20 protein-coding genes are annotated in these 19,227 nt (G+C 75.3%); 13 read left to right on the top strand and 7 right to left on the bottom strand.

Annotated elements, in window-relative coordinates; all coding sequences use genetic code 11:
- Positions 1 to 29: 29 nt before the first annotated feature.
- Entirely contained in the window at positions 30 to 2,876 is a 2,847-nt protein-coding gene (locus BMW62_RS05890; protein WP_170852230.1) for a bifunctional diguanylate cyclase/phosphodiesterase, read from the bottom strand.
- A gap of 230 nt (positions 2,877 to 3,106) precedes the next feature.
- Between BMW62_RS05890 and fdxA the strand changes: the two genes are divergently transcribed.
- Entirely contained in the window at positions 3,107 to 3,433 is a 327-nt protein-coding gene (gene fdxA, locus BMW62_RS05895) for a ferredoxin (RefSeq protein WP_091929931.1), read from the top strand.
- Positions 3,434 to 3,462: 29 nt separating this feature from the next.
- On the top strand, positions 3,463 to 4,551 hold the full coding sequence (gene dapC / locus BMW62_RS05900; RefSeq protein ID WP_280138622.1) for a succinyldiaminopimelate transaminase: 1,089 nt from the start codon (positions 3,463 to 3,465) through the stop codon (positions 4,549 to 4,551).
- A gap of 108 nt (positions 4,552 to 4,659) precedes the next feature.
- Here the strand turns inward: dapC and BMW62_RS05905 are convergent, their stop codons facing one another.
- Positions 4,660 to 5,178 (bottom strand): hypothetical protein, encoded by a 519-nt coding sequence (locus BMW62_RS05905; protein WP_211435002.1) that lies wholly within the window; start codon positions 5,176 to 5,178, stop codon positions 4,660 to 4,662.
- 275 nt (positions 5,179 to 5,453) lie between these two features.
- Between BMW62_RS05905 and BMW62_RS05910 the strand changes: the two genes are divergently transcribed.
- On the top strand, positions 5,454 to 6,578 hold the full coding sequence (locus BMW62_RS05910; RefSeq protein ID WP_091929932.1) for an alpha/beta fold hydrolase: 1,125 nt from the start codon (positions 5,454 to 5,456) through the stop codon (positions 6,576 to 6,578).
- Positions 6,579 to 6,642: 64 nt separating this feature from the next.
- Here the strand turns inward: BMW62_RS05910 and dapD are convergent, their stop codons facing one another.
- Positions 6,643 to 7,623 carry a 2,3,4,5-tetrahydropyridine-2,6-dicarboxylate N-succinyltransferase gene (gene dapD / locus BMW62_RS05915; RefSeq protein WP_091929933.1) on the bottom strand — a complete coding sequence of 327 codons (981 nt, stop codon included), beginning with the start codon at positions 7,621 to 7,623 and terminating at the stop codon, positions 6,643 to 6,645.
- A 152-nt stretch (positions 7,624 to 7,775) separates the two neighbouring features.
- Between dapD and dapE the strand changes: the two genes are divergently transcribed.
- The 4 genes from dapE to BMW62_RS05935 are packed head-to-tail and all read left to right on the top strand — an operon-like array spanning position 7,776 to position 10,539.
- Positions 7,776 to 8,888, top strand: coding sequence for a succinyl-diaminopimelate desuccinylase (gene dapE / locus BMW62_RS05920; protein ID WP_091929934.1), 1,113 nt, complete (start codon positions 7,776 to 7,778; stop codon positions 8,886 to 8,888).
- Positions 8,885 to 9,715 (top strand): LOG family protein, encoded by an 831-nt coding sequence (locus BMW62_RS05925; protein ID WP_091929935.1) that lies wholly within the window; start codon positions 8,885 to 8,887, stop codon positions 9,713 to 9,715. Before dapE ends, BMW62_RS05925 begins: the two co-directional genes overlap by 4 nt.
- A 1-nt stretch (position 9,716) precedes the next feature.
- On the top strand, positions 9,717 to 10,085 hold the full coding sequence (locus BMW62_RS05930) for a DivIVA domain-containing protein (protein ID WP_091929936.1): 369 nt from the start codon (positions 9,717 to 9,719) through the stop codon (positions 10,083 to 10,085).
- The gene (locus BMW62_RS05935) at positions 10,078 to 10,539 is read left to right on the top strand and encodes an SRPBCC family protein (protein WP_091929937.1); all 462 of its coding nucleotides are present in this window, start codon (positions 10,078 to 10,080) and stop codon (positions 10,537 to 10,539) included. Before BMW62_RS05930 ends, BMW62_RS05935 begins: the two co-directional genes overlap by 8 nt.
- Here BMW62_RS05935 and BMW62_RS05940 read toward each other — a convergent pair whose 3' ends face one another.
- Entirely contained in the window at positions 10,540 to 11,214 is a 675-nt protein-coding gene (locus BMW62_RS05940; RefSeq protein WP_091929938.1) for a TIGR04282 family arsenosugar biosynthesis glycosyltransferase, read from the bottom strand.
- Positions 11,211 to 11,864, bottom strand: a complete 654-nt coding sequence (locus tag BMW62_RS05945; RefSeq protein ID WP_091930085.1) for a glycosyltransferase family 2 protein — start codon at positions 11,862 to 11,864, stop codon at positions 11,211 to 11,213. Before BMW62_RS05945 ends, BMW62_RS05940 begins: the two co-directional genes overlap by 4 nt.
- A 106-nt stretch (positions 11,865 to 11,970) precedes the next feature.
- Between BMW62_RS05945 and BMW62_RS05950 the strand changes: the two genes are divergently transcribed.
- The 4 genes from BMW62_RS05950 (at position 11,971) to BMW62_RS22480 (ending at position 16,303) form a co-directional block, all read left to right on the top strand.
- On the top strand, positions 11,971 to 13,329 hold the full coding sequence (locus BMW62_RS05950) for a hypothetical protein (protein ID WP_091929939.1): 1,359 nt from the start codon (positions 11,971 to 11,973) through the stop codon (positions 13,327 to 13,329).
- A 75-nt stretch (positions 13,330 to 13,404) separates the two neighbouring features.
- Positions 13,405 to 14,304 (top strand): DMT family transporter, encoded by a 900-nt coding sequence (locus BMW62_RS05955; protein WP_091929940.1) that lies wholly within the window; start codon positions 13,405 to 13,407, stop codon positions 14,302 to 14,304.
- Between the two features lie 218 nt (positions 14,305 to 14,522).
- Positions 14,523 to 15,797, top strand: coding sequence for a molybdopterin-dependent oxidoreductase (locus tag BMW62_RS05960; protein WP_211435004.1), 1,275 nt, complete (start codon positions 14,523 to 14,525; stop codon positions 15,795 to 15,797).
- Positions 15,797 to 16,303, top strand: coding sequence for a hypothetical protein (locus BMW62_RS22480; protein WP_091929942.1), 507 nt, complete (start codon positions 15,797 to 15,799; stop codon positions 16,301 to 16,303). Before BMW62_RS05960 ends, BMW62_RS22480 begins: the two co-directional genes overlap by 1 nt.
- An 83-nt stretch (positions 16,304 to 16,386) precedes the next feature.
- Here BMW62_RS22480 and BMW62_RS05970 read toward each other — a convergent pair whose 3' ends face one another.
- The gene (locus tag BMW62_RS05970; protein ID WP_091929943.1) at positions 16,387 to 17,451 is read right to left on the bottom strand and encodes an NAD-dependent epimerase/dehydratase family protein; all 1,065 of its coding nucleotides are present in this window, start codon (positions 17,449 to 17,451) and stop codon (positions 16,387 to 16,389) included.
- Between the two features lie 77 nt (positions 17,452 to 17,528).
- Between BMW62_RS05970 and BMW62_RS05975 the strand changes: the two genes are divergently transcribed.
- On the top strand, positions 17,529 to 18,095 hold the full coding sequence (locus tag BMW62_RS05975) for a DNA-3-methyladenine glycosylase I (protein WP_244523865.1): 567 nt from the start codon (positions 17,529 to 17,531) through the stop codon (positions 18,093 to 18,095).
- 116 nt (positions 18,096 to 18,211) lie between these two features.
- Positions 18,212 to 18,379, top strand: coding sequence for a DUF3117 domain-containing protein (locus BMW62_RS05980; RefSeq protein WP_012947303.1), 168 nt, complete (start codon positions 18,212 to 18,214; stop codon positions 18,377 to 18,379).
- A 100-nt stretch (positions 18,380 to 18,479) separates the two neighbouring features.
- Here BMW62_RS05980 and BMW62_RS05985 read toward each other — a convergent pair whose 3' ends face one another.
- Positions 18,480 to 19,160 (bottom strand): class I SAM-dependent methyltransferase, encoded by a 681-nt coding sequence (locus BMW62_RS05985; protein ID WP_211435005.1) that lies wholly within the window; start codon positions 19,158 to 19,160, stop codon positions 18,480 to 18,482.
- Positions 19,161 to 19,227: the final 67 nt, after the last annotated feature.

Genomic DNA, 19,227 nt, shown 5'->3' on the forward strand with positions numbered 1-19,227 from the left:
CGGCACCGCCGGGGTGGAGGCGCCCCTGCTCAGTCCCGCCGTGGTGCCGCGGCGGGCAGGGGGCGGGCGTTGAGCCAGCCCAGCACGCGCTCGGCCGGCATGGGCCGGGAGATGTGGTACCCCTGCGCGACGTCGCAACCCCACTCGCGCAGCGCGCCCAGCGCGTCGGCGTCCTCGACGCCCTCGACGACCATGCTCATCCCGAGGTCGCGGCTCAGCTGCAGGGTGCTGCGCACGATCGCCGCCGCCCGCGGGTCGGACGTCAGGTGGGTGACGAAGCTGCGGTCGAGCTTGAGCTCGTCCACCGGCAGCGCCCGCAGGTAGGAGAGCGACGAGTACCCCGTGCCGTAGTCGTCCACCGAGAGCCGCACGCCCAGCCGGCGCAACCCGGCCATGACCTGCTGGCTGCGGGCGGCGTCGGCCATCAGGACGTCCTCGGTGATCTCCAGGACCAGTGAGCTCGCCGGCACCGAGCACGTGTCGAGCAGCATCTCCACCTGCTCGGGCAGGGCGACGTCCTGCAGGTTGGACACCGAGAGGTTCACCGCGACCGACAGGTCGTGGCCCTGCGTGCGCCAGGTGTGCAGGTCCCGCAGCGAGCGCTCGAGCACCCGCAGCGCCAGCCGGCGCATGAGACCCGCCTGCTCGGCCAGAGGCAGGAAGACGTCGGGGTAGAGCAGGCCGCGGTCGGGGTGGTCCCAGCGGACCAGTGCCTCCACCCCGGCGACGGACCCGGTGCGCAGGTCCAGCTGGGGCTGGTAGTGGTTGACGAGCTCCTCGCCGTCGAGGGCCGATCGCAGCTGCTCCAGCGTCTGCAGCCGGTCGCGGGTGGCCGGGGTGCCGTCGGGAGCCCACACCTCGTAGCCCCGGCGCCCGCGCTTCGCCGCGTACATCGCGGAGTCCGCCCGGGCGAGGAGCAGCGAGCGGTCACGGCCGTGGTCGGGGCAGAGGGCGATGCCGATGCTGGCGTCCACGTGCAGCGACATGCCGGCCAGGACGAAGGCGTCGCGCAGCGCGGCGCCCAGCCCGTCGGCCACCTCGCGGGCCCGGTCGGCGTCGGCGTCGGGCAGCAGGACGGCGAACTCGTCACCGCCCATGCGGGCCAGCAGGTCGCCGGGGCGCAGCGTCCGCTCCAGGCGGGGGCCGACCAGGCACAGCAGGTCGTCGCCGACGCTGTGCCCGAAGCTGTCGTTGATCTCCTTGAACCGGTCGAGGTCGACCATGAGCAGGGCGCACCGCCGGGCGCGGTCGCCGTGGACGGTCGTCTCGACGGTGTCGATGAACTTGCGGCGGTTGGGCAGGCCGGTGAGCGGGTCGTGGTGGGCCTCGGTGGCCAGCTGGGCCAGGCGCTCCTGCTCGGTGGCGCGCAGCTCGGCGTTCTCCACGACCAGCGCGCCCTCGAGGGTGACCTGCCGGACGGCGTCGCGCACCGAGGGGCTCCAGGTGCGGCTGCTGCCGACCGATCCCGTGACGACCAGGCCAAGGAGCCGGTCGCCGGACATCAGCGGCACGCTGATCCAGGAGCTCACCCCGAGGGCCCGCACGAGCTCCGGGTCGAGCAGGTCGGTGCTGGTCGCGTCCTCGACGAAGACGGGGGCACGCTCCTCCGTCGCGAGCCGCCACAGGGCCACGCCGGACGCCGGCCGGCCGACCAGCCGGTCCTGCACGACCTGCTTGTGCTCCTCCGGCCAGTCGACGTGCCGGACCTCGCGGATGCGGTCGTCGGCGTCGACCAGGTAGGCGGCGCTGCGGTCGGTGCCGGCCAGCCGCTGGACGGCGCGGGCCAGCACCTCGGCGGCGGCCGCCGCCCCGGTGACCGCCGAGCCGTCGACGAGCAGCTGCCGGACGACCCGGGCGGTCGCGAGCGAGGCCGCGCGGGCCTGGCTGGTGCGGGCCTGCTCGATGACGCCTCCCAGGTGGGCACCGGCGGCGGCGGCCAGCCGGCGGACGTCCTCGGAGAACGGTCGCACCTGCGTGCTGTCCAGGGTGAGGACCCCGGCCAGCTCGGGGCTGCGGCCGAGGGGGACGGCGAGCGCGGAGGCGACCTGGAAGGAGTCGACCCACCACCCCGAGACCAGGTCGGAGTCGCGGTCGGCGGTGAGCGGGGTGCCGGTGCGCAGCACCGTCTCGGCCAGCTCCAGGGCCACGGGTGCGGCGCGGAACTGCTGCCAGGTGGCGAGGTCGCGCCGCCCGTCGGCGTAGGCCGCCATGCGGGGCACGAGGCGGCCGTCCTCGAGGAGGAAGACGCAGGCGCGCTCGACTCCGCCGAGTTCGGCGAGCTGGCGGCAGGCCGAGCCCAGCAGGTGGTCCATCGACTGGGCCTGCGCGGCGGACTCGATCAGCGTGAGCAGGACGCCGGCCTGGTCCAGCCGGCGCTGCTGGGTGCGGCGGGTCCAGGCCTCGGCCAGCGCGGCGGCGATCCGGGGTGCGACCTGGCGCAGCAGGTGCGGGGCCGCGGCGGCGGCCGGCTCGACGGTCAGGACGCCGACGACCTGCCCGTCGAGCAGCAGCGGTTCGCCGTGGCCCGAGCGGATGCCGACCTCGGCGAGCTGGCGGTCCTCGGCGCGGCGGCCGTCGGCGTGGGCGACGACGGCCCGGCGACCGGTGACGACGGCGGACAGGAAGGGGGAGTCGCACAGGTTCGCGGGGGTCCGCAGGGCCGGGTGCAGGGGCAGCGGTTCGCGGGTGGCGGCGGTGGACTGGCGGAACGGGACGACGAGCTCGGTGGTGGCCTCGTGCACCCACACCGACACCCGGGTCGCCCCGGAGGACGCGCGCAGCCGGGCGAGCAGGTGCAGCAGGGTGGCGTGGGCGTCGAAGGGCGACGCCGGCGGCTCGAACCGCGGCGCTGCCTCGTCCTGCGTCGTCCCGGGCACGAGGTCGAGATCGGCGTCCGGGCCCGGTGCTTGAGCGGCGGGCGGGGGCCCACCCCCCTTGGGGGGACACCTGGGGCAGCCGGTGCGCGGCCCGCCGCGGTGCCCCGGGCGGGGGACCCGTCGGGTGGCCCGTGGCACGGGAACCGGCGCCGGAGGTGATACTAGGTGCGCATCTGGCACGACCGGCTCCGGCCGGCGCGCCGCCCGAGCGTCCCCGGGAGGGAAACCCCGTGACCTACGTCATCACCCAGGCCTGCGTCGACGTTCTCGACAAGGCGTGCATCGACGAGTGTCCGGTGGACTGCATCTACGAGGGCGACCGGATGCTCTACATCCACCCCGACGAGTGCGTCGACTGCGGCGCGTGCGAGCCGGTGTGCCCGGTGGAGGCCATCTACTACGAGGATGACGTCCCGGACAAGTGGAAGGACTTCTACAACGCCAACGTGGAGTTCTTCTCCGACCTGGGCAGCCCGGGCGGTGCCGCGAAGACCGGGAAGATCAGCAAGGACCACCCGCTGGTGGCCGCGCTCCCGCCCCAGGGCGAAGGTCACTGACCGCTCCGGTCCCCGGCGCGCCGCGGGCGCTGCCGGACTTCCCCTGGGACTCCCTGGCGGGTGCGCGGGCGCGGGCCGCCCAGCACCCCGGTGGCGTGGTCGACCTGTCGATCGGCACGCCGGTCGACAGCACGCCCGCGGTGCTGCGCGAGGCGCTCGCCGGGGCGGCCGACGCCCCCGGTTACCCGACCGCGCTGGGCACCGTGCCGCTGCGCACGGCCGCCGCGGGCTGGCTGGCCCGGCGGCTGGGCGTGCACGTGGCCGACCCGCTCGGCGCGCAGCCCTCGCTGATCCCGACGGTCGGCTCCAAGGAGCTCGTCGCCCTCCTGCCCACCCTGCTGGGGCTGCAGGGTGGTGCAAGCACCGTGGTCGTCCCGGAGATCGCCTACCCGACCTACGAGGTCGGCGCGGTGCTGGCCGGCCTCGCGGTGCGCCGGAGCGACACCCCGCCGGCGGACGCGGCCGGCGCCTCGCTGGTCTGGCTGAACTCCCCGGGCAACCCCCACGGCCGGGTGCTGACGGTCGACCAGTTGCGCACGTGGGTCTCCTGGGGGCGGGCGCACTCCGTGCCCGTCGTGGCCGACGAGTGCTACATCACCCTGGGCTGGGACGTGGAGCCCCGCTCGATCCTGCACCCTGACGTCGCCGGTGGGGACCACACCGGGCTGCTGGCGGTGCACTCGCTGTCCAAGCAGTCGACGGCGGCCGGCTACCGGAGCGGCCTGCTCTCCGGGGACCCGGAGCTGGTGCGCCGCGTCTGGGAGGTGCGCCGCCACCTCGGGCTGCTGGTGCCGGGGCCGGTCCAGGCCGCCATGGCGGCCGCGCTGGACGACGACTCCCACGTCGACGCCCAGCGCGAGCGGTACCGCCGGCGGCGCGATCGGCTGGCCGCCGCGGTGCGCGCGGCCGGGATGCGCATCGACCACTCGGAGGCAGGCCTCTACCTCTGGGCCACGCGCGACGAGGACTGCTGGGCGACGATCGAGCGGCTGGCTGCCCTGGGCATCGTCGCCGCTCCGGGCAGCTTCTACGGCCCGGCCGGCGCCCGGCACGTCCGGATGGCGCTCACCGCGGCCGACGAGCGGATCGACGCCGCCGTGGAGCGCCTGACCAGCTGAGCTGCCCGGACCACAGCCGCCCACCTCACCGCACGGTCGCCGTCCTCCTGCTGCAGCACGAGGACGGCGACCCGTCGGTGAGGTCGGTGCCCGGGGGGAGTCTTTCGATCAGGAGCAGTTGAGGGTGCCGTCGGCCAGGGCTGTCGTCAGCTGCTGGGCCATGCCCTCCCACTGCTGGTACAGCTCGGGGAAACCTGAGCGCTGCACAGCTTGGGCCACCTCGGTGAGCCGGCCGGTCTCCCACCCGGGAACGGTCACGAGCCGGTCGTAGAACTGGCCGGCTGCGTAGACCGGGTCCTGCACCTGCTCCGGTGTGCCCCAGCCCTGGGAGGGGCGCTGCTGGAAGAGCCCGAGGGAGTCCCGGTCGCCGTGGTCGAGGTTGCGCAGCCGGGACTCCTGCTGCGCGGTGGCCAGCGCGATGACGACGGCCCGGTCCGGCAGCCCCCGCTCCCGGCCGACCCGGGCGATGGTCGCGGCGTTCCCCGCCTGCTCCGCGGTGACCTGCACCGAGCCGTCGGGCACGGCGCAGGACCCGGTCGCCGGAGCCACCCACTGCCGCTCGGTGCCCCAGGCGACGGCGGCGAAGAGGACGGCGCCCACCAGCAGGGCCGGCCACCACCGCAGCACCCCGGTGGCGCCCGACGGGCGGCGGGTCCTCCCGCGCGGGCGGCGACCGCTCGACCGGCGTGGGCCACGTCCGCCCGGCCGTCGGCGGGCCGCGGTGCGCGGCCGTGCCGCGGCACCGTGGGTCGCGGGTCGGACGCTGGTCATCGCCTGCCGACTGTAGGTGCCGGACCTGACGGTTCCCTGCACGCGGCCGCGCTGCCTCGAAGGGCGACGGCGGAACGGCCACCCTCCGGGGGCTCGCGCCGATAGCGTGTGCCCGCCGTCGAGGAGGAGCCATGGCCGACACCCTGCTGCCCGGGATCACCGCCACGCGGGTGACCACCCCGCGACTGACCCAGAACGTCGTCCACCCGTCCACCGTGGAACCGGGGGAGCTCGGCTCCGCCGGCGGCGAGGTCGTGCTCTTCGTGCACGGCAACGTCAGCTCCGCGCTCTTCTGGCAGCAGCCGCTGCTGGCCCTGGCGGAGGAGGCGCACCTGCGGCCGCTCGCGGTGGACCTGCGCGGCTACGGCGACACCGATCCGCTGCCCGTGGACGCGCGCCGGGGCGTGCGCGACTGGGCCGACGACGTCGCGGCGCTGGTGGAGACCCTCGGCGTCGGACGGGTGCACCTGGTCGGCTGGAGCATGGGCGCGGGCGTCGTCCTGCAGCACCTGCTCGACGCGCCCGCGCGGGTCGCCTCGGTGGCGCTGGTGGCCCCCGTCTCGCCGTACGGCTTCGGCGGCACGGCCGGGCCGGAGGGGCGCCGCCTCGCCGAGGACGGCGCGGGCTCCGGTGGCGGTGCGGCCAACCCCGAGTTCGTCGCTGCGCTCGCGGCCGGCGACACGGGCGACGGCAGCCCGACCAGCCCGCGGTCGATCCTGCGGGCGTTCTACGTGGCGCCGGGGTCGCTGCCGCTTGACCCCGCGATGGAGGACGTCTTCGTCGCCTCGATGCTGTCCACCCGCACCGGCGCCGACCACTACCCGGGCGACTCCGCGCCCAGCCCGACATGGCCGGGGGTCGCGCCGGGGCACCGCGGGGTGCTGAACACGATGGCGCCGACGGTCATGGACGTGTCGGGTGTCGAGGGGCTGGCCGGCAAGCCCCCGGTGCTGTGGATCCGCGGGGACGCCGACGCGATCGTGTCGGACACCTCGGTGTTCGACCTCGCCCGCCTGGGGCAGCTGGGGGCGGTGCCGGGCTGGCCGGGGGAGGCGGTCTGCCCACCGCAGCCGATGGTCGCCCAGACCCGCGCGGTGCTGGAGCGGTACGCCGCGGCCGGGGGCAGCTACCGCGAGGTCGTCCTGCCCGGGGTCGGGCACTCCCCGCACGTCGAGCGGCCGCAGGAGTTCCTGGTGGCCCTGCTGGAGCATCTCGATGTCGCTGCGGACGCCCCAACCCACCCTCACCCGAGGTGAGGCATAGGAAGCTTTACCTGCGTCTCGGGTCGGGAAGGCGCAGGTAAAGCTTCCTATGCCTGGGTCAGTTGGCGTGGAGTTCGGCGTTGAGCGCCCCCCAGTCGCCGTCGCGGGGCAGCGCCTCGAGGGCGCCGCTGACGCTGTTGCGGCGGAAGAGCAGGCCGTTCCGGCCGGAGAGCTCCGCGGCCTTCACCACCGAGCCGTCGGGCAGGGTCACGCGGGCGCCGGCGGTCACGTAGCACCCGGCCTCCACGACGCAGCCGTCGCCGAGGGAGATGCCGATGCCGGCGTTCGCGCCCAGCAGGCAGCCGCTCCCGATCGAGATGACCTGGGTGCCGCCGCCGGACAGGGTGCCCATGATCGAGGCGCTGCCGCCGATGTCGCTGTCGGCGCCCACGACGACGCCGGCGCTGATCCGGCCCTCCACCATCGACGGGCCCAGCGTGCCCGCGTTGAAGTTCACGAAGCCCTCGTGCATGACCGTCGTCCCTTCGGCCAGGTGGGCACCCAGCCGGACCCGGTCGGCGTCGGCGATCCGCACGCCCGAGGGGATGACGTAGTCGACCATCCGCGGGAACTTGTCGACGCTGAAGACGGTGACGTGGCCGACGGCGGCCCGCAGCCGGTGGGCGTTGAACGTCGCCGCCTCCACCGGGCCGGCGCTGGTCCAGGCCACGTTGGTGAGCAGGCCGAACACGCCGGTCATGTCCGCCCCGTGCGGCTGGATGAGCCGGTGCGAGAGCAGGTGCAGCCGCAGCCAGACGTCGTGGGTGTCCACCGGCGGCTGGGCGAGGTCGGCGATGACGGTGCGGACGGCGATGACCTCGACCCCGCGGGCCTCGTCGCGGCGCACCAGGCCGCCGTAGTCGGGGCCGAGCTCGCCGGAGAGCTCCAGCGCGCCGAGGCGGGTGGTCTTCGTGGCCGCGCCCGCGGGCGCGCCCAGCCGGGGCTCGGGGTACCAGGTGTCCAGCACGGTGCCCGAGGCGGTGACGGTCGCCAGACCGGCGGCGACGGCGGAGACGGGGGCGGGCGCTGCGTCAGTCACGCCCGGAACGCTACCGAGGCCGATCCGCGGCGGGGCGGGCCGGTCGGTGAGGTGCTGGAACGAGGTGCTGGAACGGCCTGGCTGCAGGGGCCCGGGGCGAGCGTCAGCGAGTTCCGGGGGGCAGCCAGGTCCTCTTACTAAGCTCGGCAGTCGTGAGCACCCCGCCGCAGCTCGACCTGTCCACCGACGTCCTCGCGCTGACCCGCGCCCTGGTCGACGCGCCCTCGGTCTCGGGCAGCGAGACGGCGCTGGCCGACGCGGTGGAGGCGGCGCTGCGGGCGCTGGGCGGGCTGGAGGTCGAGCGCGTCGGCGACGCCGTGCTCGCCCGCACCAACCTCGACCTGCCCACCCGGGTGGTCCTCGCGGGGCACCTGGACACCGTGCCGATCGCCGACAACGTGCCGAGCCGGCTCGACGAGGCCACCGGCCGCCTCTACGGCTGCGGCACCAGCGACATGAAGGCCGGCGACGCGGTGATGCTGCGGCTGGCGGCCACCTTCGGCGTCCCCGGCGCGGCGCCGGCGCACGACCTCACCTTCGTCTTCTACGACAACGAGGAGGTCGAGGCCGTGAAGAACGGCCTCGGCCGGGTGGCCCGGGAGCGGCGCGGCTGGCTGTACGGCGACCTCGCGATCCTGCTGGAGCCGACCGACGGCGAGATCGAGGCCGGCTGCCAGGGCACCCTGCGCGCGGTGCTGGCGACGACGGGCCGCCGCGCGCACAGCGCCCGCAGCTGGCTGGGGGAGAACGCCGTCCACGGGCTGGCCGGTGCGCTGGCCACGCTGGCGGCGTACCAGGCGCGCGAGGTGGAGATCGACGGCTGCACCTACCGCGAGGGGCTCAACGCGGTGGGCATCTCCGGCGGGGTCGCGGGCAACGTCATCCCCGACGAGGCCTCCCTCACCGTCAACTTCCGCTACGCGCCCGACCGCGACGAGGACGCCGCCGCGGCGCACGTCCGCGAGGTGTTCGCCGACGCGATTGTGGCCGGCGCGACGCTCACCGCCGTCGACAACTCCGGGGGAGCGCTGCCCGGGCTGTCCGAGCCGGCCGCCGCCGCCTTCATCGCGGCCGTGGGCCGCCCGGCCCGGGCCAAGCTGGGCTGGACCGACGTCGCCCGGTTCGCCGCCTTCGGCATCCCCGCGATCAACTACGGCCCGGGTGACCCGCAGCTGGCCCACACCCGCGAGGAGCACGTCCGGGTGGATCGGCTGCAGCCCGCCGTCGACGCCCTCACTGCCTACCTCTCCGGGAGGACCGCATGACCGCCACGCCACCGCCGGAGGGCCGGCGCCCGCGCCCGACCCGTCACCGCGGGCCGATCATGCTGCGCGGCGGGGAGCCGGACCCGCAGGCCCAGGGCAGCACGACCGACCAGCGGCTGCTGGACCGGCGGGGCCCCACCGACTGGGTCCACACGGACCCGTGGCGCGTCCTGCGCATCCAGAGCGAGTTCGTCGAGGGCTTCGGCCTGCTCGCCGAGCTGCCCCGCGCGGTCAGCGTGTTCGGCAGCGCCCGCACCCCGCGGGAGCACCCGCACTACGCCGCGGGCGTGGAGATCGGCGCCGCGCTCTCCCGCGCCGGGTACGCCGTGATCACCGGCGGCGGGCCGGGGGCCATGGAGGCGGCCAACCGGGGGGCCTCGGAGGCCGGCGGCCTGTCGGTCGGGCTGGGCATCGAGCTGCCGTTCGAGCAGGAGCTCAACGAGTGGGTCGACGTCGGCATCTCGTTCCGCTACTTCTTCGTGCGCAAGACGATGTTCGTCAAGTACGCGCAGGCCTTCGTGATCCTCCCGGGCGGCTTCGGCACGCTCGACGAGCTGTTCGAGGCGCTCACCCTGGTGCAGACCCGCAAGGTCACCCGCTTCCCGGTGATCCTCTACGGCACGGAGTACTGGGGCGGCCTCATCGACTGGGTGCGCGGCACCATGGCCGAGCACGGGGCGATCGGTCCCGCCGACGTGGACCTGCTGCACTGCACCGACGACGTCGAGGAGATCGTCGCGGTCGTCCAGGAGGCCGAGAAGGCGCGGGTGGCCGGCGACAACGGCGGCGGGATGCGCGCCGCGGCGAGCGGCCCGTCCGACGCCTGACGTGCTCTCCTTCGTCCTGTTCGTGGTCGCCGTCCTGCTGGTCGGCGGTGCGCTGTTCCTCGTGGCCTCGCTGCTGCTCGGTCGCGGTGAGACCCAGCTGCCGGCCGACCCCGACCGGTCGCCGGTCGAGCTGCCCGACGACCGGCGCGTGGTGGCCGACGACGTCCGGGGGCTGCGCATCGCGGTGACCGCGCGCGGCTACCGGATGGTCGAGGTCGACTGGCTGCTCGACCAGCTGGCGCAGACCCTGGACGAGCGGGACGCGGAGATCGCGGCGCTCCGCGGCGAGCTGGCCGCACGCAGCCGGCTGGAGACGCCGACCGACCCCGGCGCGGGGCCGGCCGACCGGGAGGGGACGCGGGATGCCTGAGCTGGTGGAGCGGGTGGAGATTGCGGCGCCGCCCGAGCGGGTGTGGGCCGCGCTCACGGACTGGACGCGGCAGGGCGAGTGGATGCTCGCCACCGACGTCGAGACGGTGGGCGGGCCGGCCCAGGGGGTCGGCGGACGGCTGGCCGCCCGCACCGGCCTGCCCGTGCCCGGTCGGCCCCGCCTCGGGATCCTCGACACGATGGTCATCACGGCGTGGGACCCGCCGCGCCGGGTCGAGGTGCAGCACACCGGGCGGCTGGTGCGCGGGCCGGGCATCTTCGAGATCGAGCCGCGCGGCGAGCAGAGCACCTTCGTCTGGACCGAGCGGCTCGACCTGCCCTACGGGCTCCTCGGCCGGCTCGGCTGGGTGCTGGTCAGGCCGTTCGCCCTGCTGGGGATCCGCTGGTCGCTGCGACGCTTCGCCGATTTCGCGCGGGGACAGCGGGCGGGCTGATCAGTCGGGCCGGCCGGCGATCGCGGCGGCGACCTCCGCGACCACCCGGTGGGTGCGGGTCCCGGGACGGCATTGCCGGGCCACCGCGATCGCGTCGGGGAAGTGGTCGATGTCGGTGAGCACCGGCAGGTCGAGCACCTCCAGGCCGACGTGCTCGAGGGCCGCTCGCGTCCGCTCGGCGGTGTCCTCCCGCGACATGGGCACCTCGGCCAGCACGGCGGCCGGTGCGGGCGCGCGCAGGCCCAGCGCCCACCAGCCGCCGTCCGGGGCGACTCCGAGGACGGCCGACCCCGGGTCGGCCGCGACGAGCCGGTCGAGGCAGCCGGCCAGCAGGTCGGCGGTCACCTGCGGGGTGTCCATGCCGATCAGCAGGGTCGGACGGGCGGCGTCCGCCCCGGTCATGGCGGCGTCGAAGGCGGCGGCCAGCCGCCGGCCGAGGTCGCCCTCGACCTGCGGGACGACGGTGCAGCCGGCGAGGTCCAGGTCGCCCGGGGCGCCGTCGAGGGCGACCACCCGGCGGGCGACGGGGGTGGCGCGTACCGCGTCGAGGGTGTCGCCGACCGCGGCCGCGGCGATCGCGGCCGCCTGCTCCGGGGTGCACGGTGGCGTGAGCCGGGTCTTGCTCCGGCCGGGCACCGGGGCCTTGGTGATGACCAGCAGTTGCGCGTCGCTCATCTGGCGAGCACCTCCCGCATGTCGCGGATCGTCCGGACCGTGCCCAGCACGGTCCCGGTGACCTTCGACCGCGTCCCCTCCGCACGTGGCGCATACGGGACGTCGACCTCGCGCACCCGCCACCCGGCGTCGGCAGCCCGCGTCACCATCTCCAGCGGGTAGCCGAACCGTCGGTCGGTGATCCCGAGGCCGAGCAGTGCGGTGCGCCGGGCGGCGCGCATCGGGCCGAGGTCGTGCAACGCCAGCCCGGTGCGGCGGCGCAGCATCACGCCCAGCGCGACGTTGGCCGCCCGGGCGTGCAGGGGCCAGGCGCCGCGGTCGGTGGGGCGTCGGCGTCCCAGCACCAGGTCGGCGTCCCCGGCCAGCACCGGGCCGGCGACGCTGGGCAGGTCCGCGGGATCCATGGAACCGTCGGCGTCGCAGAAGCAGACGACGTCGTCGGTGGCCGCCTCGAGGCCGGCGTGCGCAGCGGCGCCGAAGCCTCGCTGTGGCACGTGCACCACCGTCGCGCCGTGCCCGGCCGCGATCGCCGGCGAGCCGTCGGTCGAGCCGTTGTCGGCCACGATCGCCCGGTAGCCCTCGGGCAGCCGGGAAAGGACCCAGGGCAATGCCGCGGCCTCGTCGAGACAGGGCAGGACGACGTGCGGCACGTACGGACGGTAACGGCCGACGGCGATCACCGCCCCTCGTCCGGTCGGCGCCCCCGCCGGTGCGGCCCGGCGGCGAGGGCGCGACCGGCTGGCTAGGCTGCCGTCGATGACCAGGTCCGCCGCCGATGTCGAGTCCGCGGCGGACCCCCCGGACGAGCGCGACCGGGCGCCCGTCGTCGCCGTGCTGGTCGCCGCCGTCGTGATCGCGGTCACCGCGGCGGTGGGCGGCTGGCTGGCCGTCGGCGGGGTCGACCTGCACCTGCTCGGCGGCACCGTGCTGCGTGGGCGGTACGACGTGCACCTGGACCCGGCGGTGGCGTTCCCCGTCGCGGTCGGCCTCGCCGGGGTCCTGTGGGGGCCGGCGCTGGCCCGGTGGGCACCCTGGGGGGCGTTGCTGCCAGGTTCGGCCGGGGCCGCTGCGCTGTGGGCCGTGGCGTTGGCGGTCAGCGGTGGCTGGCACCGGCTGACCGAGCCGCTGGCGAGCCGCTACGAGTACCCCTACGACGTCGACCGGGTCGGTGCGCTCGGTCCGTTCCTCGCGACGTTCAACGACCACGTCCCGGCTGCCTCCGCCGATCCCTGGACGACGCACGTCTCGGGCCACCCGCCCGCGGCCCTGCTGGCGTTCGTGCTGCTGGACCGCACCGGCCTGGGTGGGCTGGGTTGGGCGGCGGCGCTGTGCATCGCGGTCGGCGCCCTCGCGGTGCCGGCGGTGCTGGTGGCCGTGCGCACGGTCGCCGACGAGCCCACCGCACGCACCGTGGCACCGTTCGCCGTCCTCGCGCCGACCGCGCTGTGGATCGCCACCAGCGCCGATGCGATCTTCGCCGGGGTCGCCGCCTGGGGGGTGGCGGCGCTCGCGGTCGCCGCGGCCAGGGAGCGACGTCGGGCACCGTGGGCGGTGGGCGGCGGGCTGCTGCTCGGGCTGGCGCTGTTCCTGTCGTTCGGTCTGACGTCGCTGGGGCTGCTGGCGCTGGCGGTCGTGGTCGTGCAGTGGCGGGCGATCGGCAGGGCCGGCGTGGTGCAGGTGCTGGTGCTGGGCGCGGTCGGCGTGCTGGTCGTCTTCGCCGCGTTCGCCGCCGGCGGTTACAACTGGTTCGACGGTCTGTCGGTCACCGCCGACCGGGTCCGTTCGGGGCCGTCGTACACCGACCGGCCGCTGGCGTTCTTCCTGGTCGCGAACCTCGCCGCCGCGGCGATCGCGGCCGGCCCGGCGGCCGTGGCGGGCCTGGGCGCCCTGCGACGGCGCGCCTTGGCGCTGCTCCCGGCGGCGGTGGTCGCCGGGATGCTGGTCAGCGACCTCACCGGCCTGGTCCGGGGCGAGACGGAGCGCATCTGGCTGCCGTTCACCGTCTGGCTGGCCGCGGCCACCGCATTCCTGCCCGCGCGGCAGCGTCGCGGCTGGCTGGCCGCCGCGGTCGTGGTCGCACTCGTCGTCGAGGTCACCGTTCGCACCGAGTGGTGACGGGGCGCCCGCGCGACCGCCGCAGGCGGCACGGCAGGATGTCGGCGTGACCGCCGCCGCTGGTGGAGCGTCGCGGTGAGCCGGCGCGGATGGACCCTCTTCCTGGCCATGTCGCTCATCTGGGGCCTCCCGTACCTGCTGATCAAGGTGGCGGTGGCGGACCTGGCACCGGTGGTGGTCGTCTTCGGCCGGTGCGCGGTGGGGGCCGCCCTGCTGCTGCCGTGGACCGTCGCGACCGGGCAGCTGCGCCCGGCGCTGCGCCGCTGGCGGCCGCTGCTGGCCTTCACCGTGCTCGAGATGACGGGGCCGTGGCTGCTGCTGGCCTACGCCGAGCAGTCGTTGTCCAGCTCGCTCACCGGGCTGCTGGTGGCCGCGGTGCCGTTCGTCGCAGCTCTGGCCGCCCGGCTCACCGGCGACGAGGACCGCCTCACCCGGGTGCGGGTCGCCGGCATGCTGCTCGGGCTGGCCGGCATCGTCGCGCTGCTGGGGTTGGACATCGAAGGCGCCCAGCTGCTCCCGCTGGCCGCGGTGGCGCTCACCGTGGTCGGCTACGCGACTGCGCCGCTCGTGATCAGCCACCGGTTGCCCGACGTCTCGGGTGTCGCGGCGAGCTCGATCGCGCTGTTCGTCACCGCCGTCGTCTACGCGCCGTTCGCCGTACCACGGCTCGACCGGCTGGACGACGCGAGCGGTACGGCGGTGCTGTCGGTCGTCGTCCTGGGCCTGGTGTGCACCGCGCTGGCGCTGGCGCTGTTCTTCGCGCTGATCCGCGAGGTCGGCCCGCAGCGGGCGCTGATCATCACGTTCCTCAACCCCGCCGTCGCCGTGCTGCTGGGTGTCGCACTGCTCGACGAGCCGTTCACCCTGGGGCTGGCGATCGGGCTGCCGGTCATCCTGCTCGGGTGCCTGCTGGCGACCTGGCGCAGCCGGCCGCGCGGGGCGATGCCGGTGCCGGCCATCGACGCAGCCGCCTGAGAGCGGCCCGGTCGAGCGCCGGGCCCGTCCGCCAGGCGGGGTCAGGTCGCACCGCTTAGGTTCGAGAGCGCACGTCCGGGTCGTCCCGCTGAGCACCGTCACGGGGGATGCCCGCGCCCACCCGACTCGAGGACGGAGCCGTGAGCCCGATGGCCGATCGCCCCGACGGCCAGGCAGCGGCCGGCGCATCGCAGCACGGAACGGCGGGAGGGCGGCGGGTGACCGGGCAGCATGCGCCGCCGGGCCCGTTCCGGCGCGAGAACTGGCGCAGCCCGGTGCGCGGGCCGTGGCTCACCGCGGTGCTCAACCTCGTGCTGCTCGTCGGGTTGCCGATCGTGTTCGTCACCGGACTGCTGTCCTACGCCGCCTACAACCCGGACCTACCCGGCAACGACATGACCCCGGGCAAGGGGGTCTTCGGGTTCTACCTGTTCGACTGGCCCACCGAGCCCTACTGGCTGTACCGGGTGACGCAGGGCATCCACGTCATCCTCGGGCTCGTCCTCATCCCGGTCCTGCTCGGCAAGCTCTGGTCGGTCATCCACAAGCTGTTCGAGTGGCCACCGGTCAGGTCGCCGGCTCAGTTCATCGAGCGGATCTCCATCGCGCTGCTCGTCGGCAGCGCGGTCTTCGAGTTCGTCACCGGGCTGCTGAACATCCAGTACTGGTACGTCTTCCCGGCGTCCTTCTACACGATGCACTTCTACGGGGCCTGGGTGTTCATCGCGGCGCTCGCCGTGCACATCGGCCTGAAGATCCGCGTCATGGTCGCCCCGCTGCGCTCGCGGCGGCTCCGTGACGAGTTGCGCACCGACACCGCCCACACCGCGCCCGAGTCCCCCGACCCGGACGAGCTGGTCAGCGCCGATCCGGCCCGGCCGACGATCTCGCGGCGCGGAGCCCTCGGCCTGGTCGGCGCCGGCTCGCTGGCGGTCCTGCTGCTCACGGCGGGGCAGAGCATCGGGGGTGCGCTGCGGTCCACCGCACTGCTGGCGCCGCGCGGCCAGGACCTGGGCTCCGGCCCCAACGGCTTCCAGGTCAACAAGACGGCGGAGTACCGCGGGATCAGCGAGTCGGACACCGGCAGCAGCTGGCGGTTGACCCTGCGCGGCGGAGGGTCGCCGACGACCCTCACCCGCGATGACCTCCTGGCGATGACCCAGCACACCTCGCACCTGCCGATCGCCTGCGTCGAGGGCTGGTCGACGACGAACCAGGCCTGGGTCGGTGTGCGGCTGCGTGACCTGGCCGAGCTGGCCGGTGTCCCCGAGCCGGCGTACGTGCGCGTCGAGTCACTGCAGCAGGGCGGCTCGTTCGGCGCCGCCAGCCTCCGGCGCAACCAGATCCTCGATCCCGACAGCCTGCTGGCCCTGGGGGTCAACGGCGCCGACCTCTCGCTCGACCACGGCTACCCGGCCCGGGTGATCGTGCCGAACAACCCGGGGGTCCACAACACCAAGTGGGTCAGCCGGATGACCTTCCACGTGTCGTGATGCGCGGCTTCCGGGCGCGCTACGGCGCGCATCCCCTCCACCTGTTGGCGCTGCTGGTCAGTCTGGCCGTGGCCGGCTACGCCGCGCTGAAACTGTTCCCGGCCAACCCGATCGGCATCGCCGTGTGGCTGGTCGGGTCCGCTGTCGTCCACGACTTCGTCCTGCTGCCGCTGTACACCGTCGTCGACCGTGGGCTGATCCGCGCCTGGCGGCGGTGGCGCGGTCCCGCCACGGAGCTGCCGCGCGCACCCTGGATCAACTTCGTGCGGGTGCCGTCGGCCGTCTCGGGGCTGCTGCTGGTGTTCTTCTTCCCGCTGATCTTCCGGCTCAGCCCGAACTACACGGGGATCACGGGCATGCCCATCGAGCCCTATCTGGAGCGCTGGCTGCTGGTCACGGCCGCGCTGTTCGGCCTGTCCGCCCTCTGCTACGCCGTCCGGTTGAGGCGGGCGCCGGCACCGCACCGGCCGCAGGCCGCTGGCAGCCCCAACGCCCCCGGCTCCTAGAGTGCTGCACCCTGGACGTCGCCTCGGTGTGGTCCGCCGTCGACGCGAACGTGTCGCCGGCGGTGCGGGGGTACGGGCCCGGCTCAGCCGCGCGGGGCGGGGCGCAGTTCCGCGGTGGCGAACTCGCGCATGCCGTCGAGGAAGTCGACCTGCGCGCGGAACCCCAGCTCGGCCTCCGCCCGGTCGGGGCCGGCCACCACGTGCCGCACGTCGCCGAGCCGGTACTCGCCGGTCACCACCGGCTCCGGGCCGCCCATGGCGTCGGCGAGGGCCCGGGCCATGTCGCCCACGGTGTGCGGCCGCCCCGATGCGACGTTGTAGGCCCGCAGCGAGGACTCCGCGGGCGGGTGCTCCAGGGCGCGGAGGTTGGCCGCGGCCACGTCGGAGACGTGCACGAAGTCCCGCTGCTGGCCGCCGTCCTCGAACACCGCCGGAGCCCGGCCGGACTCCAGCGCGCTGCGGAAGATGGACGCGACGCCGGCGTAGGGGGTGTCCCGGGGCATCCGCGGGCCGTACACGTTGTGGTACCGCAGCGCGACGACGCTGCCGCCGGTCGTGCCTGCCCACGCGGCCGAGAGGTGCTCCTGTGCGAGCTTGGTGGCGGCGTAGGTGTTGCGGGGGTCCGGGACGTCGTCCTCGGTGACGAGGTCCCAGCCCAGCTGCCGGCCGCAGCGGGGGCAGGGCGGCTCGAAGCGGCCGGCATCGAGGTCGGCGCGCCGGCGGGGGGCGGCCGGGACCGGCCCGTGCTCGGGGCAGGAGTAGCGCCCTTCGCCGTAGACGACCATCGAGCTGGCGAGGACCAGCCGGCCGGTGCCGGCGCGGGCCATCGCCGCGAGCAGCACCGCGGTGCCGAGGTCGTTGATGCCCGCGTAGGCGGGCATGTCCTGCACGTCCACGCCCAGGCCGACCATCGCGGCCTGGTGGCAGACCGCGTCGACGCCGTCCAGCGCGCGGTCGACCGCCGCCGCGTCGCGCACGTCGCCGACGAGCAGCTCCACCTCCTCGGGCACCGGGGGGCCGTCGGGGTAGTCGGGGTGGACGGCGGGCAGCAGGGCGTCGAGCACGCGCACCTCGTGGCCGGCGTCCCGGAAGGCGGGGACGACGGCCGATCCGATGAAGCCGGCACCGCCGGTGACGAGGACGCGCACGAGCCGGGACGCTACTGGCGCGGGGCCGGCGCCGCTGCCCGGCCGGGACGTCGGTGCCCGGCGCTAGCGTCCGGGGCGTGCTGCGCTGCGCCTGGGCCACGAGCGCCCCCGAGTACGTCGCCTACCACGACGAGGAGTGGGGGGTGCCGCTGCACGGCGACGACGCGTTGTTCGAGCGGCTGTGCCTCGAGGCGTTCCAGTCGGGGCTGTCCTGGATCACGATCCTGCGGAAGCGGCCGGCCTTCCGGGCCGCCTTCGCCGGGTTCGCGATCGACGCCGTGGCCGCGTTCACCGACGAGGACCGGGCCCGGCTGCTGGCCGACGCGGGCATCGTCCGCAACCGGGCCAAGATCGACGCGGCGATCGGCAACGCGCGGGCGGCGCAGCAACTCCCCGGGGGGCTGTCGGAGCTGCTCTGGTCCTTCGCGCCGCGGGGCCCGCGCGCCCGCCCGGCGACGCTCGCCGACGTCCCCGCGACGAGCCCCGGGTCGGTCGCCATGGCCAGGGAGCTCAAGCGGCGCGGCTTCGTCTTCGTCGGCCCGACCACGGCCTACGCGCTCATGCAGGCGACCGGGATGGTCGACGACCACGTCACCGGCTGCTTCCGCGCGTCGCTGCCGGAGGACGACGCGACGTCACCCTGACGGGCCTCGTGTTGGACGGAACGCACGCATGCGGGATCATTGCCGCGGAGCTCACAGCATCGGACACCGCACGCCTGCCAGAAGAGGCAGACGTGCGGCTGGCGAAGGAGGCACGCATGGCGGCCATGAAGCCGCGCACGGGTGAAGGTCCCCTCGAGGTCACCAAGGAAGGGCGCGGCCTGGTCATGCGGGTGCCGCTGGAAGGTGGCGGGCGTCTGGTCGTCGAGCTGTCGCCCGACGAGGCGGCCGCGCTCTCGGAGGCGCTGAAGGGCGCCACCAGCTGATCTCGGCGCGGGGCCGCCTCCGGGCGGCCGCGCGCAGGGCACGACCCGGCCCCGGTCGACGGCAGCTCGCCGTCGACCGGGGCCGGGTCGTCCCACGTGTTCAGGCGGCGCCGGGGACCGGCGGGCGGCGGAGCGCGGCGAACCAGCGGCCGCCGTCCTCCCAGGAGTCCACGAGCGCCAGCCCGGCCCCGGTGGCGATCCGTTCGATGGCGTCGCACCCCACGTGCGCCCAGTCGAACCAGGAGCTCACCTCGCCGGCCCGTTCCAGCCGCAGGCGGGTCGTGCGCTGGCCCGCACCAGGGCCCTCGGTCTCCACCAGCACCAGGCCGCCGGGGGCGACGATGACCCGGCAGCGGCGCAGCAGCGCGGTGGGGTTCCCACCGATGCCGATGTTCCCGTCGGCCAGCAGCGTCGTCCCCCACAGCCCTTCTGCGACGACGGGCTCGAAGACCGACCGCCGGATCACCGTGGCCCCCGAGCGGCGGGCCAGCTTCAGCGCCGTCGGCGAGATGTCGACGCCGAGGGCGTGCACCCCGCGGCGGGTCAGCTCCGCGGCCAGCCGCCCCGGGCCGCAGCCGACGTCGAGGACGGTGCCCCGGGCCCGCGCCAGGAAGCGGCGGTCGACCTCGTCCGCGTCACCGGTCCACCGCTCCAGGGCACCGGCGAGCGAGTAGGTGCGGCCGTCGGCGTCCCGCACCGACCACGGTTCGGGTGCGGGGGCGTCCGCGGTCCCCGCGGACTGCAGGGCCGCCGCGTAGAGGTCGGTGGCTGCAGGGGGCATGGCGGGCTCGCTTCCGTGGCGCGGTGGACGGGGCCGACCGCCCTCCCGGCGCGGGCGGGCGGCAGGA

Origin of the sequence: Blastococcus sp. DSM 46786 (genome assembly GCF_900109665.1) — a bacterium.
GTDB classification, from domain to species: Bacteria; Actinomycetota; Actinomycetes; order Mycobacteriales; family Geodermatophilaceae; genus Blastococcus; species Blastococcus carthaginiensis.

Coding starts and splice junctions, on each gene's coding strand:
- BMW62_RS22480 (WP_091929942.1), top strand. CDS start 15,797: ATGCGCGGCTTCCGGGCGCGCTACGGCGCGCATCCCCTCCACCTGTTG.
- BMW62_RS05935 (WP_091929937.1), top strand. CDS start 10,078: ATGCCTGAGCTGGTGGAGCGGGTGGAGATTGCGGCGCCGCCCGAGCGG.
- BMW62_RS05925 (WP_091929935.1), top strand. CDS start 8,885: ATGACCGCCACGCCACCGCCGGAGGGCCGGCGCCCGCGCCCGACCCGT.
- BMW62_RS05985 (WP_211435005.1), bottom strand. CDS start 19,160: ATGCCCCCTGCAGCCACCGACCTCTACGCGGCGGCCCTGCAGTCCGCG.
- BMW62_RS05940 (WP_091929938.1), bottom strand. CDS start 11,214: ATGAGCGACGCGCAACTGCTGGTCATCACCAAGGCCCCGGTGCCCGGC.
- BMW62_RS05910 (WP_091929932.1), top strand. CDS start 5,454: ATGGCCGACACCCTGCTGCCCGGGATCACCGCCACGCGGGTGACCACC.
- BMW62_RS05950 (WP_091929939.1), top strand. CDS start 11,971: ATGACCAGGTCCGCCGCCGATGTCGAGTCCGCGGCGGACCCCCCGGAC.
- BMW62_RS05980 (WP_012947303.1), top strand. CDS start 18,212: ATGGCGGCCATGAAGCCGCGCACGGGTGAAGGTCCCCTCGAGGTCACC.